Annotated in this window: 13 protein-coding genes; 5 read left to right on the plus strand and 8 right to left on the minus strand. The window is 36.4% G+C overall.

All coding sequences use genetic code 11. The annotated features are described in order from the left end of the window. Positions 1 to 3 precede the first annotated feature (3 nt). From V7S79_RS10605 to V7S79_RS10615, 3 genes are read left to right on the plus strand one after another with little or no spacing between them, the layout of a single operon-like run. Entirely contained in the window at positions 4 to 1,791 is a 1,788-nt protein-coding gene (locus tag V7S79_RS10605; RefSeq protein ID WP_459490566.1) for a DUF1800 domain-containing protein, read from the plus strand. Positions 1,792 to 1,793: 2 nt separating this feature from the next. Beyond that, positions 1,794 to 3,902, plus strand: coding sequence for a DUF1501 domain-containing protein (locus V7S79_RS10610; RefSeq protein ID WP_459490567.1), 2,109 nt, complete (start codon positions 1,794 to 1,796; stop codon positions 3,900 to 3,902). After that, entirely contained in the window at positions 3,899 to 4,612 is a 714-nt protein-coding gene (locus tag V7S79_RS10615) for a hypothetical protein (RefSeq protein ID WP_459490568.1), read from the plus strand. Before V7S79_RS10610 ends, V7S79_RS10615 begins: the two co-directional genes overlap by 4 nt. Before the next feature lie 115 nt (positions 4,613 to 4,727). Here the strand turns inward: V7S79_RS10615 and V7S79_RS10620 are convergent, their stop codons facing one another. From V7S79_RS10620 to V7S79_RS10635, 4 genes are all read right to left on the minus strand, one after another. Continuing rightward, positions 4,728 to 5,927 carry a PQQ-dependent sugar dehydrogenase gene (locus V7S79_RS10620; RefSeq protein ID WP_459490588.1) on the minus strand — a complete coding sequence of 400 codons (1,200 nt, stop codon included), beginning with the start codon at positions 5,925 to 5,927 and terminating at the stop codon, positions 4,728 to 4,730. An 89-nt stretch (positions 5,928 to 6,016) separates the two neighbouring features. Then, the gene (locus V7S79_RS10625; RefSeq protein ID WP_459490569.1) at positions 6,017 to 7,255 is read right to left on the minus strand and encodes a DEAD/DEAH box helicase; all 1,239 of its coding nucleotides are present in this window, start codon (positions 7,253 to 7,255) and stop codon (positions 6,017 to 6,019) included. Between the two features lie 128 nt (positions 7,256 to 7,383). After that, entirely contained in the window at positions 7,384 to 8,601 is a 1,218-nt protein-coding gene (locus V7S79_RS10630) for a BaiN/RdsA family NAD(P)/FAD-dependent oxidoreductase (protein ID WP_459490570.1), read from the minus strand. A 10-nt stretch (positions 8,602 to 8,611) separates the two neighbouring features. Beyond that, positions 8,612 to 10,765 carry an alpha-galactosidase gene (locus V7S79_RS10635; protein WP_459490571.1) on the minus strand — a complete coding sequence of 718 codons (2,154 nt, stop codon included), beginning with the start codon at positions 10,763 to 10,765 and terminating at the stop codon, positions 8,612 to 8,614. Positions 10,766 to 10,828: 63 nt separating this feature from the next. On the opposite strand from V7S79_RS10635, the gene V7S79_RS10640 reads away from it, so the two are divergent. Further along, on the plus strand, positions 10,829 to 11,560 hold the full coding sequence (locus tag V7S79_RS10640; RefSeq protein ID WP_459490572.1) for an LOG family protein: 732 nt from the start codon (positions 10,829 to 10,831) through the stop codon (positions 11,558 to 11,560). A gap of 11 nt (positions 11,561 to 11,571) precedes the next feature. Here the strand turns inward: V7S79_RS10640 and V7S79_RS10645 are convergent, their stop codons facing one another. After that, positions 11,572 to 12,165: a gluconate 2-dehydrogenase subunit 3 family protein gene (locus V7S79_RS10645; protein ID WP_459490573.1), complete on the minus strand. Its 594-nt coding sequence runs from the start codon at positions 12,163 to 12,165 to the stop codon at positions 11,572 to 11,574. Between the two features lies 1 nt (position 12,166). Continuing rightward, positions 12,167 to 13,891, minus strand: coding sequence for a GMC oxidoreductase (locus V7S79_RS10650; RefSeq protein ID WP_459490574.1), 1,725 nt, complete (start codon positions 13,889 to 13,891; stop codon positions 12,167 to 12,169). A 141-nt stretch (positions 13,892 to 14,032) separates the two neighbouring features. On the opposite strand from V7S79_RS10650, the gene priA reads away from it, so the two are divergent. Then, entirely contained in the window at positions 14,033 to 16,522 is a 2,490-nt protein-coding gene (gene priA / locus V7S79_RS10655) for a replication restart helicase PriA (RefSeq protein ID WP_459490575.1), read from the plus strand. A gap of 106 nt (positions 16,523 to 16,628) precedes the next feature. Here the strand turns inward: priA and V7S79_RS10660 are convergent, their stop codons facing one another. Continuing rightward, positions 16,629 to 18,455 (minus strand): glycosyltransferase, encoded by a 1,827-nt coding sequence (locus V7S79_RS10660; RefSeq protein WP_459490576.1) that lies wholly within the window; start codon positions 18,453 to 18,455, stop codon positions 16,629 to 16,631. Between the two features lie 12 nt (positions 18,456 to 18,467). Then, positions 18,468 to 19,409, minus strand: coding sequence for a N(4)-(beta-N-acetylglucosaminyl)-L-asparaginase (locus V7S79_RS10665; protein WP_459490577.1), 942 nt, complete (start codon positions 19,407 to 19,409; stop codon positions 18,468 to 18,470). Between the last annotated feature and the right edge of the window lie 28 nt (positions 19,410 to 19,437).

Raw genomic sequence — 19,437 nt, forward strand, 5'->3', positions numbered from 1 at the left:
TGAATGTTGAATAAAACAGAATTACCTAGGTCTCAAAAGAGTCCCAATTTGGTTGAATTGTTTGCAAAAGAAAAAGTAGATTTTCAACAAATTGGTCTAAGTTCTGGAAGTGTATTAAGTTCCCCAAAAGGTTTGGGAAAATACTCAGGAACTTTTGGAAAGGCTCAAAAATTTCACTTGCTCAATCGAGCATTGATAGGTTTTAGTTATAAGTCATACAAAGAAATTGAGAATTTAAGCTTTGATCAAACGATTGATTTGATTCTAAAGCCTCAAGGGAATTATGACTTACCTATTAATGATTATTATGATGACTTTTCAGATAATACAGATTTAACTGCAAGGGATGTACCCAAAGGAAAACCTTGGGTTACTGCAAAAGAATGGGCACCTGATGGGAATCAACTATCACAATATCGAATCAATTCCTTGAAGGCTTGGATGATGAAACAATTTGTGAATCAAAAAACATCCATTCATTGGAAATTGGTTGTCATGTTTCATAATTTACTGGTTACCTCTATTCAAAACGGAGGTGTTGCAAAAGCCGCTTATCAGTACATCGCTACTTTGTATAATGGAGCATTTGGTGACTATAAAGATTTGATTTTAAAAATCACTTTAGATCCTGAAATGTTGATTTATTTGAATGGGAATCAAAATAATAAATTTAATCCAGATGAAAATTATGGCCGAGAATTGCAGGAATTATTTACTGTAGGAAAAGGTCCTAATTCTAAATATACAGAAAGCGATGTTTCTGAAATGGCTAAACTGCTGACAGGTTGGTATTTTAATTATGATTATGCCTTAAAAAATGATGGTGAAATAGTCTCAGAAATGGCGATGTGGAATCATGATACAGGGGATAAGCAATTTTCTGAATTTTATGGAAATCGAAAAATTCTTGGTTCTGCTACACCTGATGGAGCTTTGAGAGAGCTCAATGAAGCCATAGAAATGATTTTCGCTACGGATGAATGTGCCAAATATATTTGTCGAAGAATTTATGGATTTTTTGTCAATCCGATGATTGATGAGCAAGTGGAAACGACTATTATTTTGCCTTTATCTAAAATATTTAAGGAAAATAATTTTCAAATAGCCCCTGTATTAAGGGCATTGTTGAGTAGTGAACATTTTTATGATCCTATTTATTACAATGCTTTGATCAAATCTCCTTTGGATTTTATTGTGGGAATCGCCAAAGAATTCGATTTGCCATTGCTTGACAATAACAAAGTAAAATTGCCGAATACAGAGACGGATATTTATATGCAGTATAGAAAATTCAGTCATTTTCATGGTGTTGCGAGCAATTTAGGGATGAATTTGGGAGACCCTCCCAATGTATCTGGTTGGCCAGCATTTTATCAAGCGCCCGCCTTTGATCTTTTTTGGATCAATTCTGAAACCATCATTAAACGGGATAATTATACAGATGCATTATTCAATTGGGGTAATTGGGTTTATTATAACAATAGCACTAAAACTGGATTGCAAATTCGCGTGGATAGCGCAGATTACATCTCTAAATTTTCTAAACCAGGTGATGTAGATGTATTAATTAATGAGTTAGTAGAGCGTTTGGTTGGAGTGCCGATCAGTGATGCAGATAAACAACAAATTAGGGATAAAATTCTGCAAGGAAATCCCAATGTTAGTTATTGGAGAAGTACTTGGGATGCCTTCAATGGTAATGCGAGCAATGAAAACCGACAAGTCATTCAAAATCGACTTTCTGGTGCATTTGGTTATATTTTTCAATTGGGTGAAACACAAATGTATTAGAGATGGGAGAGATGAAAAGAAGAGATTTTTTGCATAATATGGCTCATTTGGCTGCCTTGCCAAGTATTTTACCCAATTGGGGTCTAGAGCAATTATTCGATCAAAATTCAGTTTTGGCAAATACAATTGACAAAAATAAAATTTTGATTATCATTCGTTTGGATGGTGGAAATGACGGACTAAATACGGTGTTTCCATTGGATCAATATGAAAACTTGTATAAAGTCCGGTCAAAAATTTTGATGGAAGAAAAGAAAATCATTCCCATAAAATTTGGAAAAACGGGCTTGCACCCTGCATTGGATGGTTTTAATTCCTTAATCAATGAAGATCGATTGGCTGTGATTCAATCGGTAGGATATCAAAAGCCCAATTATTCTCACTTTAGGTCATCCGATATTTGGATGACAGGTTCAGATGCGGATCAAAATTTAACCAGTGGTTGGATGGCAAGATACATTGAATCCCAGCATCCGAATTATCCGCAAGCTTATCCAAACAATCAATTTCCACATCCTTTATCCATCGAAATTGGTTGGCAATCTACCTTGTTATTCCAAGGCTTAAATTCTTTCACGAGTTTAATTTATAACAACCCTGAACAGTTTTATAAATTAATGAATCCTTTTAAAAACACGTATCCAGCTACTTTACAGGGTTCCAAATTGGCTTATTTACAATTGATTGGAAAGCAATCGCAATTATATGGTCAAGTAGTCAAAGATGTTTTTGCCAAAGGAAAAACGGCTTTTGAATTTCAAAATAATGAGTTGGGTAATCAAATGAAAATCGTCCAAAAATTAATTTCTGGAGGATTGAATACTCGTGTTTACATGGTTCGAATGGGTGGATTTGACACGCATAATCAACAAATTGACACAGCAGATAAAACCAAAGGGCAACACGCTTCCTTATTAAAACAAATCAATGACGCTGTTGTCACTTTGATGAAAAATTTGGATGCAGAAAATTTGGGAGATCGAGTGGTGGGAATAACGATGTCTGAATTCGGTAGAACAGTGCATGCCAATGGAAGTTATGGAACCGACCACGGAACTGTGGCTCCCATGTTTGTTTTTGGAAATGCTGTTAAATCGGGTGTCATTGGAACGAATCCCGTGATTCCAAGTGATTATAAATACAATTATGATTTGCCTTTGCAATTTGATTATAGGCAGGCTTATTCGTCTATTTTGAATCAATGGATTGGTTCAAGCAAAGAGAATACTAAACAAGTCATGTATCAGGAATTTGCCCCATTAGCCTTGATAAAACCTGCCTTTATTGATACAGATAATGATGGTGTAGCGGATATTTATGATAAATGTCCTGATACTCCTGAAGGAACCGTTGTAGATGTGACTGGTTGTGCCATTTTTACGTTGCCTGCCAATAATTACACCATAGAATTGACTTCATTAAGTTGCATTGGTTCCACAAACGGAGCGATTAAAATGAGTGTCAATGATAAATCCTATCAATATTTGATTCATGTAACTGGGCCTAATCAATTTGTGAAGGATATTGTTTTACCTAAAGGATCCAAAGAAATTATTTTAAGCGCTTTATCAGCTGGAAATTATGCCATTCAATTTAAAATTGAAAATGTAGCTAATTACCAACAAACCTTTGAAGTTAAAGTAATAGAGCCAGATGCCATAAAAGTACAATCTGTGGTAGATGCTCAACAGAAAACCTTAAGTTTGAATTTGGCAGGGGCAAATAATTACCTAGTGGATTTGAATGGCCAAAAAATGGAAATCATAGGCAGCGATTGGAGCCTTAAATTACAAAGTGGTTTAAATGTGCTTCAGGTAAGTACGAATCAGTCTTGTCAAGGTGTTTACAAAAAAGAAATATTTGTTTCTGAAAATGTGACCTGTTACCCTAATCCAACTTCTGGGCCAATGAGGGTTTTTGTCGAAGGGAAAGACTCAAATGTCGAATTAAGACTTTTCAACGCCTCTGGACAAAGTCTTTTACAAGAAGAAAAAGAAGTGAATATAGAACGTTATTTTGATTTTGATTTAGGTAATATGCCATCGGGACTTTACTTGGTTCAAATTAAATCAAACACAGTTAATCAAATTAGTAAAGTGATTAAGTTATGAGAAAAATAATAGCTATCATATATTTATCCTTGTTGCTGTTTGCTTGCAGTAAATCTAGTGAGCAACCAGCACCCGCCCCCGTTGACCTAAAAGCCCCAACTGCCGTAAGTTTATTGAAGCCAGAGAACAGTAGCGTTTGTTTAACGGGTGATGTACAAAGCTCATTTAGTAGCGATGTGGTTTTTTCTTGGCAACCTTCCGTAGATGCTGAAAGCTATGATGTAGAAGTGAAAAATTTGACCAATAATGTCACAACGGTACAAAGTAATGTAAAAGGGGATAAGGCGACTATTAATTTATTTAGAGGAGTGCCTTATTCTTGGCAAGTTGTTTCCAAATCTTCTCGAACGAAATTGGTTTCAACTAGCACTGCATGGAATTTCTATTTGTCAGGCAACGGTATCACTCAATATGCACCTTTTCCGGCTAGTATTGTATTTCCAGCATCTGGAGCTACGGTTTCAGCCACGCTTGGTAAAATTAATTTACAATGGACAGGTTCTGATCCAGATAGTCCTAATTTAAGTTATGAAGTCTATTTAGATACACTACAATCCAAGGTGGATAAAAGAGAAACGGCTGCTTTAAAAACAACTAGTTCGACTATATCTACGACTGTCATTTCAGGAAAAATTTATTATTGGTCTATTAAAACTAGTGATGGTCAATCGAACACCCCAACCATTACGTATAGTTTTAGGGTTAATTGAGAATGTAGAATGAAGAATGTAGAATTGAGAATGATGTATGATGTATGACGTATGATGTATGTTTGTAATTTTTAATTCTACATTCTACATTCTTCATTCTACATTCTCAATTCCTCTATTTATAACTGATTTTATAAACCGTTCCACCTAAATCATCACAAACATATAATGCGCCATCTGGACCTTGTGCTAATCCGCAAGGGCGATGTTGAATAGGGCCGGTAGGTTTTGCTAAATCTACTCCTGAAAAATTATCTGCAAATATTTCCCATTTTTCAGAAAGTTTACCGTTAACAAATGGAATAAATGCAACAAAATAGCCTTTTTTTAATTCAGTCGATTGACCATGGAATGCAACAAATGCACCGTTTTTGTATTTAGCCGGAAACATATTTCCCGTATAAAACATGATGTCATTAGGTCCTAAATGTGCGGGGAAAGCAACGGATGGATTTACTGCATTTTCTCCAGCTGTTTTTTTACCATCACCACCATATTCAGGTGCCAAAATTTTCTTTTTTTGAAAATGATCATAGTAAATTTGAGGCCAACCCGCATCATCGCCATCTTTGAATTCATACACTGTTTCTGCAGGAATCAATTGACTTTGTTCCGGTGTATAATATTGAGGATAAAAATCATGAAAAACACCTCTTCCATGTGCCGTAGCAAATAAACTGTTCGTTTTGAAGTTCCAAGTTTGTCCTACAGCATTTTTTAAACCAGTTACATAACGGTGACCATCTTTAAATGTTTGGTTTAATTTATTGACATTGAAGCGCCAAATTCCACCCGCAGAATCCAACAAGGTACAAGGAACCATGCCTTTCCCCGTTCCTTTTACTCGACAAGCGTCATTGTCTGAACCAATGGTAATATATACATTGGATTTATTATCGATTGAAAAAGTTTTAGCATTGTCTCTACCGTGATCCATTAAACCATCTACGATATTTTCTGGCTTTTCTGTGTCAATAACTTCCTCTTTTTCATTCAAAAGATAACGGTAAAGCCCTTTATTGGAAGAGGCGTATAAATATCCGTTTTTTAATAAAATTCCTGTTCCAGTATAATTGCCAAACAATAATTTTTCATCAATTACCCCATCTTTATTCGTATCTCTTAAACGATAAATACCTTTACCATCTTTCAATTTGGATAATTTTAAATAGATATCGCCGTTCTTTGCAATAGTTAAATGTCTTGTTGCTCCTAATTCGGTAGCAAGAATTTCAGCTTTGAATCTAGCTGGTAATTTGATGGATTCATCTACTTTTGGAGTATCGTTTTTCATGGCCATCAAGTTCGTTGCCATCGAAAATAAGAGAGAAATCCCAAGGATCTTTTGGTATGTTTTTTTCATAAATAGGTTTTTGATTATTGTAAAGATAGTTTCAAAAAATATTATTTCTTCTTTTTCCAGAATTTCTTTCCACCTTTTTTCGCGCCCGATGAAAATTTTCTGGCTTTGTTTTCTGAATTAAATGTTCCCGGATTGTATGCTGGAGTTTCTCCAAATTCTTCTGGGATAGCCATTTTTTCGACAGATTTTTCTAAAAGATGTTCGATTGTAGCAAATTTTCTTTGCTCTGAAGGGCCAATCAAGGTGTAGGCAGTTCCCTCACTTGCAGCTCTAGCTGTTCTGCCGATTCGATGTATGTAGTCTTCTCCGTCATTGGGTACATCGTAGTTAATCACCAATTCTATTTCATCGATATCGATTCCCCGACTCAAAATATCAGTAGCCACCAAAATATTAAGTTTTTTATTTCTGAAATCTTGCAATACCTTTTCTCTTTGTTCTTGCGCTAAATCAGAATGAATTTCTTCCACGCTAAATTTGGCACGCTTTAATTCACTCGTTAATTGCTTGACATTTTGCTTTCTTGAACAAAAAATGATGACACGGGTATATTCCTTTAATTTTAATAAATATTTAATCAAAGGTGCTTTTTGATTATCAAAAATGACAAATGCATGTTGAATGATTTGTTCAGGTGGCTTCGATACAGCAATGTTAATTTCAACGGGTTCTTTCAAAATTTTTCTTGCCAATTCCCGCATTTTATGTGGCATGGTGGCGGAAAATAAAAGATTTTGACGGTTGGGTGAAAGATGCGAAATGATTTTCATCAACTCATCTTGAAAACCCATATCCAGCATTCGGTCAGCTTCATCAAGTACCAAATATTTGACTTCTTTTAAATTGACATATCCCATGTTAATATGTGCAATCATACGCCCTGGAGTACATACGACAATTTCAATTCCACTGGTCAAAGCGTTTTTTTCGTTGGTAAATGAATTACCATCACCCCCTCCATAAACTGCAATACAACCAACATTGGTGAAATAACCAATTCCTTCCATATTATCAGCTATTTGTATTGCTAATTCACGCGTTGGTACTATGATCAATGCATTGATATGGCTTTCAGAATGTGGTTCTGTAATTAATTTATTGACGATGGGTAGTAAAAACGCTGCCGTTTTTCCAGTCCCTGTCTGTGCCGAAGCAATTATGTCTTTTCCTGCTAAAATGGGTTGAATGACTTGGGATTGCACTGGCGTTGCCGTTTTGTACCCCATTGATTCGATTCCTGCTAGTAAACTATCTTCTAGTCCTAATTCTTTGAATGTCAAAATGTTTGATTAGTTATTGTATTCTTTAAATTTACTCAAAATAAATGATTTTTGATGAAGGAACAGAGAAAAGAGAAAAGAGGAGAGAGAAAAGAGGAAATTCGGTGGCTGAGGTTCTCGAAGCCACCTCATACCTCACCCGCCGCATTTTTCCCCGCTATCCAAGCTGTTGTCCATGCAGCTTGAAAATTGAAACCACCCGTAATGCCGTCTATGTCCATTACTTCACCAGCAAAATATAATCCTGGACAAAGTTTACTTTCCATGGTTTGAACATTTATCCCTTCCAAATCGACACCACCCGCGGTAACAAATTCTTCTTTGAAGGTTGTTTTTCCTTGAACTTTATATCGGTCGTTTAAGAGCGTATTTATCAATTTGTTGATGTTTTTTCCTCCCGTGTCACACCAACGAGTTGCTGGAATAATCTCATTTTTTGCCAACAGATATAGCCATAATCGGTTAGGGAAGGGGAAGGGATTGAAATTACTCAACATTTTTCCACCGTGTTCTTTGATGGTTTGTTCCAGTTTTTGACGCAAATCTTGCTCTTTCATTTCGTCTAACCAATTGACTAAAATGGAAAATTCATAATTCATTTCTTCCAAAATCCTGGCTCCCCAAGCAGATAATTGTAAAATAGCTGGGCCACTCATTCCCCAATGTGTTACCAACAAAGGCCCTGATCCCAATAGCTTTTTTCCTTCAATTCTAACTTTGGTTTTTTCCACCACAATTCCCATCAATTCTTTGATGTTTTCATGGGGCATATTGAAAGTAAATAGGGAAGGAACGGGTGATACAATTGGATGACCTAATTTTTCAATCCAATTTAAATGGGAAAGTTTTGATTGTCCACCTACCGTTACAATGACCTTGTGTGCAAAAACTTTGGAATCTTTTAATATCAATTCAAAACCGTTTTCTACTTTTTCGATCTCCTCCACACCATGGTATAAAAATACATCGATTCCCAAGTGATATGCCTCCGTTTGGAATAAACTAACAATCGTTTGAGAATCATTGGACAAAGGGAAAATGCATAAATCTGGATAGGTTTTTAAAGGAACTTTTCGTTCTTCAAACCAATCTACCGTAGATTTTGCATTAAATTGTTCAAATGCCTTCCGCAAGAACTTTTCTCCTCTGGGATATTTTTCAGAAAGTAATCGATTATTGAATGTCGCATTTGTTACATTGCAGCGTCCTCCACCTGAAACTTTAACTTTTGATAAAACTTTACTGGTTTTTTCAAAAATTTGAACCTCTGCTTTAGGGTTACTTTCTTTCGCTTTTATCGCTGCAAAATACCCAGCCGCTCCTCCTCCAATGACGATTATTTTCACTTTGTTGATTTTATTGAACTACAAAGTAAGTAAATGAATTGGCATCTATTCGAACATTCAACTCAATATCTTTTTGTTCATTCAATTTTACAATTGATTTCTTTCCATCTTTGTCGATTAACTGAGCAGAAGTTTGAATCCCTGTGTAATACAAAGGAACCTTTATTTTTCGTTGAATAGCTTCTTTTTTAGGGTTATAAAGCATGATAAATCCTTTTTCTTTCAAACGTGGATTTACGTGAATAAACCCATCCCAATCGCGACCATCTGCTCTTCGTAATTGGATCATTTCCGAGTTTAAAATATCCCGATGCTTTTTATACCATTGGATGGTTTTTATCACTAATTGTTTAGTTTCTTCAGTATCGTACAATCTTGGCCCGCGGTAGCAGGCTTGAACACCTGCTCCATAATATTGAATCATCAATTGTTCATAATCTTTCAAATGCTCGCTCAAAGGTTCTAGAACCGCTTCTGGGCCTCCGCCTTGATATTTGGTCAAGGGAACAAAACCCCAACTCATCGATGCATTTTTTTCGATGGTTCCATCGTGTATGTTTTGCCGATTCAATATTTTTTGTTGGTCTCTAGACAAGGAGAAGTTAACTTCTCTGTAACCAATGGCAATTTTGTGCGTACCATCTAAGAAATACCAATCAGGTGCGTTGATGTACACGCCTTTCTCGTTTAACCAATGGTATAATTCTTTTTGAATCTCCATTTGTCGCCATTGTGAATCTTTTAAGCTTTTATGTCCTGGATGCGTTGTGGAGGCGCAAACATCTCCTGGATAAGGTCCATCATTCTCCCAAATGTCAAATCCTGTTGACGTGTAAAATTGTTTAATTTTATCTCGATAGTTCAATCCCCATTTACTTCCAAAACAAGGGGCGTTGCCAAAAAATGCTCCTCCTGTTTTTCCAGTTGCTGGATTGATGACATCATCTTCTTCGCTGATTTTTCGACTACTAAATAATGAATATCCGCCGATTAAGATGTTTTTTTGATGTGCATAATCCGCTAGTTTTTTCCAACGAGCTAAATTTTCTTGGGAATTATTTTCCATTTCTAAATGACTACCAAAACTAAGAATTAAAGCTTCATATCCTGTTTCTTTGCATTGGTCAATTGCGCTGATTACCTCGGCATCATTTTTACTTACCAAATGCATAAAAATTGGATTTTGCGTTGTCCAAGGTGCGATGGTTTGGTACATTTTGCGAATGGTTAATCCGCGTCTTTGTCGGTCATAAGAGTCCATTAATAATTCATGTGTCCTTGGCGATTCAAATTTTTCACCCGGCTCCAATGTGATTCCAGGAGCTTTTTCAGGGTAAACTTCCAGTAAACAAGGAGTTTCATAATTGTAATTTACTTGTGATGTATAATTGGGTTCCGTTTTCCAGTGGGTAGTTTGGTCACTGATGTCATACCGCATCGCATTATTGAATGCATAGTTCGTTTCTACATAAATTCCATGTTGTTTTTTCATTTCCTCAGGTTTACCAACTACCGCACTTTCCTCTTCCACTAAACTTAGAACTTCATTCACCACTCGATCTATTTCATATTTCTGATCACTTTTATTTTCAATACTCACCCATTTAATGATCAAAGGCAAATGGTCGATAATTTCATAATGAATGTTGACAATAAGTCCTTTAAGCTCAGGTAATTGGGAAGTGAAATGTAAAATAAGGTGCTTTCCCGTAGCTTGATTTTTATTGCTTGCCCACGTGGTATTTTTCCAGTTGATAAAAGGTGTTTTGTCTTTGGATTCAAATCCAATGAATTGAAAATCAGATTTTTGACTTGTTAAATCCTTTGTCCATTCAGGTAAAAAATAGGCTCTTTCTTTTTGACCATGCAATCCCCCAATTTGATATGAAATACCATTAATCGTTATTTTTGCTTCTGGTTGAATGGCCCTTAATAATTGTTGTTGATTACTTAGGTTTTGATAATCTACGCAAACCAAATTCGCTCCTAAATGAAATTTTCGACGAACTAATCCATTCTCTAAAATGATTTCATTTTTCGAGGAGATAATTTTTGAAAGTTCTTTGTTTGGATGGATGAGAAAATCATTTGTTGGGTCTAAATTTTGGCCACTAATATCATAAAAAGTGAATAAGCTGATGAAAAATAATAGAATTGGTTTCATGGAAAGCTTTAGTTTTGATGTCAAATTAGAATTTATTGTTTAAATTAAATTAAAATTTTTGTTATGGCTATAAATAGTGATGTTGATTTTCTGAAAGGTCCTCGTTCTCGTTGGAAAGAATTTACTTTTTCATTGGAGGTTTTATTCCAATTCATCAAAGGCTTTCGAAATTTACATTTTATTGGACCATGTATCACTATTTTTGGTTCAGCTAGGTACCAACCCGGTCACGAATATTACCAATTGACGGAAGAAATTGCTGCTCGATTAGCAAAATTAGGTTATGCAATTATGACAGGTGGTGGCCCTGGAATCATGGAAGCTGCCAATAAAGGTGCTAAAAATGTCGGGGGATTATCTTTGGGTTGTAATATTGAATTGCCTTTTGAGCAAAAACCCAATCCGTTTTTAGATAAAATGGTGGATATCAAGTATTTCTTTGTTAGAAAAGAGTTGTTACGAAAATATTCAACTGGCTTTGTTGTTATGCCTGGAGGTTTGGGGACTTTGGATGAGTTTTTTGAAGTTATTACTTTAATTCAAACGGGTAAAATTCAACATTTTCCTGTGGTGGTCATGGGTTTAGAGCACCATAGTAAAATGATGGATTTTTTAGAAAAATTGGTAGATGAAAAAACGGTTGGTCCTGATGATTATGAGCATATTTTATTTACGGATGATGTAGAGGAAGCGATTAATCACATACAAACTCACTCCGAAAAGAAAAAGGCCTCAGCAGGAGAAATGCAAAGACCTTTATGGATTTTGGGTGAAAGGAAAATTTTTAAAAAATAAATGAATTATAATTATTCTGTCCAATTATTTTCACCCTTGTAAGGTATACAGGCTAAGTATTTACCCGGTACGGGATCATATACTAAAACTTCTTTACCGATTTTTTCAGAGGTAAAATAACCCATCAAAACCAAACTCTTCACCTTTCTAAAAAAGGTAATGGGTGCTGGTTTTTCTTCCAAAACGATTCCCCATAAATTTGCTGGGAAATGGGGTGATTCTTTATCCCATTGTGTTAAAATTTGCTCCCTGGATCTTTTGTCACATTCGATGAAATTTTTTCCAAATTCTTTTTTACATCGATCATCCAACTCTTCAATTCCCTTTGTGAATTCATTTTGATCCTCTTTGCTCATAACTTCCTTCACCATTTTGTCAATGAATTGTGGAACACCCAATTCTTTGGCACCAGGAGTTTTTGTTTTTGGGCAAATAGTTTCTGCAATTTCAGCGATGGTATTTGCTTGGTGATTGTCTAAAAATTGAGGTTCCCAAGTTAATTTGGCATCTTTTTGGCATGAACTTAAAAGGCTAGCAATGGTTCCTGCTGAAAGGCTATAGCCTAAATATAAACTAGTCTGACGGATATATTCTCTGCGATCCATGTTATAAATTTTTACGGTTTAATTCTTTAACGGCGTGATCCACTGCTCTTGCGGTTAAGGCCATATAAGTAATGGATGGGTTAACACAATTGGCAGAAGTCATACATGCACCATCTGTGACAAAAACATTCGGTACAGAATGGATTTGGTTAAAGCCATTTAGAACAGATGTTTTTGGATCTTTTCCCATTCTGGCTGTGCCCATCTCATGAATGCCATTTCCTAGTCCTCCCACATTGTCAAACATTTGGATGTTTTTAAAACCTGCGTTTTCCAACATTTCAGCTGCGTCAGTTTTCATTTTCTTCCGCATTTCCCATTCATTTTTTTTCAATCCTGCGTCAAAAACCAATTGTGGAATTCCCCATTTGTCCACCTTATCTTTACTCAAACTCACTTGATTTTCATGGTAAGGTAACACTTCTCCAAATCCCATTAAACCCATGCTCCAACCTCCTGGTTTCATTAATGCATCTTTGAATTCAGCTCCAACACCTACTTCAGAATTTCCTCTGCCCCAATCTGCTCTATTTGAATTAGCTCCTTGATAATCGTAGCCTCTTAGAAATTGGTCATTCTTACTTTGTTGATCGATGTTCACGTATTTCGGAATGAAAATGCCAGTTGGTCTGCGACCTTTGTAAAATTCATCTTCCAAGCCATCGAAGGTTCCCAAGGCTCCTACGTGATAATGGTGATCCATCAAATTATGTCCTAATTCTCCGCTATCATTTCCTAAACCATTGGGAAATCTATTGGAAGTTGAATTCAATAAAATTTGAGTACTTGCCAAAGTAGAAGCGCAAGAAAAGATGATTTTAGCAAAAAAATCAATTTCTTCATTCGTAGTCGCATCAAGTATTTTTACGCCGATGGCTTTATTGGATTTCGGATCTAAAATAATCGAATGGACCACTGAATTAGGTCGAATAGTAAAGTTTCCTGTCCGATTAGCTGCGGGTAATGTGGCAGAATTTGAACTGAAATAAGCACCGTATGGGCATCCTCGGCTACATCTATTTCTGTTTTGGCATTGACTACGCCCGAGATCCAAATGCCATTGCTTGGCTTCTGTTAGGTGAGCAACTCGACCAATGGTTACATGCCTATTTTGGTAAGCAGATTTCATTTTTGATTTGAAATGTTTTTCCAAACAATTCAATTCCATCGGGGGAAGAAATTCACCATCTGGTAAATGGTCTAAACCTAATTTTTCTCCACTGACACCCACAAATTTTTCTACATAAGAATACCAAGGAGCTAAATCTTGGTAACGAATCGGCCAATCGATTGCAATTCCTTCTCTTGCATTGGCTTCAAAATCATGATTGGACCATCGGTAAACATGTTTTCCCCAGGTCAAAGAACGACCTCCCACATGATTTCCACGAATCCAATCGAAACGTTGTTTTTCTTCGTATGGATTTTCTAGATCATTGGTAAAAAAATGCTTGGTTGATTCTCCGACAAATCCACTTCTGATTTGAATGTGATGCTTGGCTCTATCCTCCGCCGTCATGGCACCTCTGTGCTCCATATCCCAAGCATCTTGCATCATGGTAGGGTAATCATCTATGTGATTAACCATTCGACCTTTCTCCAAAACCAAGGTTTTTAATCCTTTTTCGCAAAGTTCTTTGGCAGCCCAACCTCCACTCATTCCAGAGCCTATGACGATGGCGTCATATTGATTACTTTTATTTAAATTGATATTTAATTTTGCCATTTTATCTCTAAAAATGAATTGGTTTTTTTTCGAAATTGAAAGTAAAAAATATACCTTTCAAATGCTATTCCAACCCACAATTTTATTTAACTTCTTTGAATCATAAATTTTTGCTTTTCTTTGTAAATTCAATTTTATACCATGTCATTGTTGGATTCTGAAGAGTCAACTTTATTTGTCGATGTGCTTTTGCCACTGCCCATTCCTAGGCATTTTACCTATCGAGTTCCGAGGGTTTGGAATGAAAATATGCAGACGGGCATACGAGTGGTTGTGCCTTTTGGTACCTCTAAAGTTTTGACTGGGCTTATTTTAGCTATTCATACCAATCCTCCCAAAAATTATCAAGCAAAATACTTGCTTGAAGTTTTGGATGATAGTCCATTAGTGACCATGGATCAAATTAAATTGTTTCATTGGGTCGCGGAATATTATTTATGTTATCCAGGAGAAGTTTTTCAAGTAGCCTTACCAGCAGGATTGAAAATTTCGAGTCAATCCAAAGTTCAATTGAATCCGTCGTTTGATGAACCTGATTTGCTGAATGAAAAGGAAGTTTTGATTCAACAAATTCTCCAAGAAAAAGGCGCGTTGGTTTATGATGAAATTGCCAAAATTGCAGATGTGAAAAGTCCGTATCACATCATAAAATCCATGGTAGGCAAAGGCGCTATTTTGATTTACGATGAATTAAAGGATCGATATACTCCAAAAGTGCTTCGTAAAATCCGCTTATGCAAAACTTGGGAATCGAATGAGAAGTTATTAGAGTTGATTAAAATATTAGAAGACAAGCCCAAGCAAATCGCAATTTTATTGCATTATCTGCGATTTATCCCAGTGCTTCGTCAACCGGAATTGAATCAAAAAGGATTGGAAAAGTCCAGTTTTTCAGATGCTGATTTATCGGAAAGTTCCTTGAAAACCTTGATCAAAAATGAAATATTTGAATCATTTGAAGTCATTATTTCTCGATTTGGACAAGATTCTGATGATTTTGAAGGGCAATCGATTGAATTAAATGCTCCTCAGCAATCCGCTTATCAATCCATTTTGACGCAATTTCAAGAAAAAGATGTGGTGCTTTTACATGGCATTACGGGAAGTGGCAAAACGGAAATTTATATCAAATTGATTCAAGAAGCCTTGGCAAATGGGGATCAAGTATTGTATTTATTGCCAGAAATTGCCTTGACAACCCAAATAGTCATTCGATTAAAACGTATTTTTGGTGAACAAGTAGGTATTTATCATTCCAAATTTTCAGATAACGAACGCGTAGAAGTTTGGAAATCCATTGTCGAAGGAAAATATCCCTTTGTGGTGGGTGTTCGTTCTTCGATTTTCTTACCTTTTTCAAATTTGGGACTAATCATTGTCGATGAAGAACATGAGGCATCTTTTAAGCAACAAGATCCCGCACCAAGGTATCATGCCAGAGATGTGTCCATGGTTTTGGCCAAAAATCATGGAGCAAAAGTGCTTTTGGGTTCAGCTACTCCTTCGATGGAAACCTATTATCAAGCCAAAGAAGGAAAATTCGGACTTGTTTCTTTAGTGGAACGGTACGGAGCAGCTCAATTGCCTCAAATTCAATTAATTGATACCAAAGCTGCCGGAAAAATGAAACAAATGAATGGTGGTTTTTCTTTGGATTTGATTGAAATTTTGAAAGAAAATTTTGCAAAAGGAAAACAAAGTTTATTGTTCCAAAATAGGAGAGGGTATTCCCCTTATTTGCAATGTCAAGATTGCGATTGGATTGCTACATGCACACAATGTGATGTGAGTTTAACTTATCATTCCAAAGACCAGGAATTGCGTTGTCATTATTGTGGATATAAAGAAGGTTTGCTGAGAAGATGTGCAGCCTGCGGAAGTACGCAATTAAAGACCATGGGTTATGGCACAGAAAAGATTGAGGAAGAATTGCAATTGCATTTGCCTGATGCAAGAATAGGTCGGATGGATTTAGATACTACTCGGTCTAAAACAGCTTTTAATGCCTTAATTTCTGAAATTCAATCAGGAAATATCGATGTAATTGTGGGGACTCAAATGGTAGCTAAAGGATTGGATTTTGAAGGTTTATCGACGGTAGCTATTTTTGACGCTGATAAATCCATCAATTTCCCTGATTTTCGGGCTCATGAAAGAGCCTTTCAACTGATTACACAAGTAGCAGGAAGGGCAGGGAGAAGGGCTGAACAAGGACTCGTTTTGATCCAAACCAGTCAACCTAATCACCGTATTTTTGAATTTATTCAAAATAACGATTTTGAATCGCTTTATGCGGATGAAATTGTTGAACGCGAAGGCTATCATTATCCGCCCTACAGCCGATTAATTAAGCTTATTATCAAACACGTTGAGTCCTCTACGGTCGAGCAGGCAGCTCGAGAAATGGGCCAAACGTTGAAGATAAAATTTGGTCATGGTCGTGTATTAGGTCCAGAAAAGCCATTGATTGAGCGAGTGAGAAATCAATTTGTGATGGAAATTTTAATCAAAATTGAAAAAGGCCTTGCCTTAGCCAAATTCAAATCTTTGCTACAAGATGAATTGGACGAAATCAAAGCCTCCAAAATTTTTAAAGGTGTTACTGTTGTGGTAGATGTGGACCCGAATTGAGGTAATAGGTAATAGGTAATAGGTAAAAGAGAAAAGAGAAAAGAGAAAAGAGAAAAGAGAAACCTCTTACCTATTACTCATTACCTATTACCTATTACCTAATAAACTATTTCCTCTTCTTCAGCACCGCTAATTCATGGGCAGTGTCATAATAGCTTCTAAGATTTGACCAATCGAAGGTATCTGCAATGCTTTCTACACGGTTTCTTTGCATGATACGGTCTCTTTGTGATTGTTGAACAAATTTGAACAAGAAATTAGCTAGCTGATCAGCTGCTTCTTGGTAGGTTTGTGTCTTTCTATTCACAACACCCACGCCCCATTGTTCATAATCATGCATGATTTGCATCATGTAATCACCAAAACCGGAAAGGTCTGAAGTTACGGTAGGTACACCGCGTGCCATACATTCCAATGGAGTATAACCCCATGGCTCATAGTAGCTAGGGAAAACTCCTAAATGGCATCCTCTAACAAATTGACCATAATCTAATCCAAATAATGGATTGGTAGATACAATGAAATCAGGATGATAAACGATTTTCACCTTATCATCAGCGTTGTTCATCAATTGTGTTCGCTGTAAATTTCGAATGATATCATCTTCTTGTTTCAAGAGATGGGTGACCACTTTTGGTCTATTTTGCGATTTCCATGTCTGAACGGTTCTGCGTAAACGTAATCGCCAATATTCATCGACAAATTTATTTAAATCAGGTAATTGCATGTCATTTGATGCGGCGGAGGCTTGGAAAAGTTTTTCGCCCACTTCCTTTTCAATAGAATGGCAATTTTCTCTAATTTCATCCAATACAGCTCTAGAATGCAATACTTCAGGATCAATGGAATGATAAGGCTGTTTGGTAATAAAAAACATTATAATGGTTTTCTTACTACCTGCTTCTTTCATTTTTCGATTCAAAATTTGCAGTGCATCCAAGGTTAAATCATATCCCTTGTTCGTATATTCAAATCTACCAGAAGTAAAGAAATACAAGGTTTGTTCTAAGTCAAAAGGTTGATTCGGGAAGAAATGGCCCATGACAAAGTCAGAGATGCTTTCTTTGTATTTTGAGTGCAGATTTTGGTGTTCATGCAAAGCTGCAAAACGTTGAATATTTAATCCATTCGGTAAAATGATTTCCGGGATTCTACCTAAGAAATACTGGCATTCTTTGGCAGTAATGTCTGAAACCGTTGTTAAAACATCCGCTTTTTGAGCAGCAAATCGCTCAAATGTTGCCTGCGCTTCTATGCCATAATGTTTGGCTTCTTTGGCCCAATCGAAACTATCTATGACATCATAAAAATTAGGAATATTTCCTGCCAAATACCTACCCAACATCGTTGCATGGGTGGTAAATACAGTTGAAATTTTCACTTTGCTTTTCTTCAAATCAGGCAAACAGGTAGAAGCCATCCATTCGTGAAAATGAACAATGATGTCTTTTTTGTTATTTGTTTCAATAGCAAATTGGGTAAGAAAAATGCGAATCAATTCCCCTAAAGCTACCGTTTGTGAAACCAAATCCTCAGCGCCTAACGTAGAGATTTTATGATCTTGCCAGATGCGTCCTTTGATGGTATCTACTTGAGCATAAATACTCTTAATATCAAAAAGAACAATTTTAGGTTTACCCGTAATTAGCCAATTGCCATAATACACTTCATATCCTTCTTTCCTCATCCATTGGATGGCTCTTTCGATGGGACTAGCATCTGTGATTTCCAAGGGTTCAAATTCGGCAGCAGCGGTTTGAGTGAAATAAGGGCCTAGTAGCAAGTAGTCGTCTCCCCATTTTTCAACCATGGAGGGTACTTTGGTTCTGATTACAGTATAAATTCCGCCCACTTGATTACAAGCTTCCCAGGCTACTTCAATCAAAAATTTGCCTTTTTCGGCTGCTTTTTTTGTCGTTTTTTCTTTAATCATTGGACAATTAACTTAAGACATGTATGAATTACTTTCAATCACTTGGGTGACTCCATTTTTCGTAATAGTGAAATTAAAACCTTTTTGGATAGAATATGCACCATATTCTCCTTTTTTATTGATAGCGAGATAACCCACTTGAAATTCTTGGTATTTATATCTTTTAACAATTCTCATAACTGCTTCTTCACATGCTTGTTGTGGAGTTCTTCCTTGGCGCATAAATTCTACAATTAAAAAAGATCCCAACGTTTTCATGACAAATTCTCCCAATCCTGTTGCACATGCTCCACCTACTTCATCATCACAAAAAACAGCCCCGCCAATGATCGGTGAATCCCCAACTCTGCCATGCATTTTAAATGCCAAACCACTCGTAGAACATGCACCCGCTATTTCACCTTTTTTTCCAATCCCCAATAGACCGATAGTGTCATGTCTTTCAATATTTATTTTTGGCTCATATTTGGATTCTTTTTTCCATTCTTCCCATGCTTTTTTTGCTTTTTCTGTAAGTAGATTTTCAGGTTTAAAGCCTTGGGAAATAGCAAATTCATAAGCTCCTTTTCCAGAAAGCATTACATGTGGCGTTTTTTCCATCACGGCTCTTGCTACTGAAATAGGATGCATGATATTCTCTAAAAAAGTAACAGATCCCGCATTTCCTTTGTGATCCATGATACATGCGTCTAAAGTAACATGTCCGTCTCTATCTGGATATCCACCATACCCAACGGAGGTATCCTTAGGGTCTGCCTCTGGTACTCTCGCCCCTGCTTCCACGCCATCTAGGGCATTGCCTGTCTGCATTAATTTTTCGTATCCAGCTTGGGTTGCTTTTTCGTTTTTCCAAGTAGCAATGATGAGCGGTTCTGAAATAAAATTCGACTTTGCTTGGCTTGATAAACTGCCTCCTAGGAGTCCTGCAGTTTGGATAAACGTTCTTCTTTTCATATTAAATTCAACTAGATTACGATGGTTT

Source organism: Aquirufa sp. ROCK-SH2 (assembly GCF_054558315.1).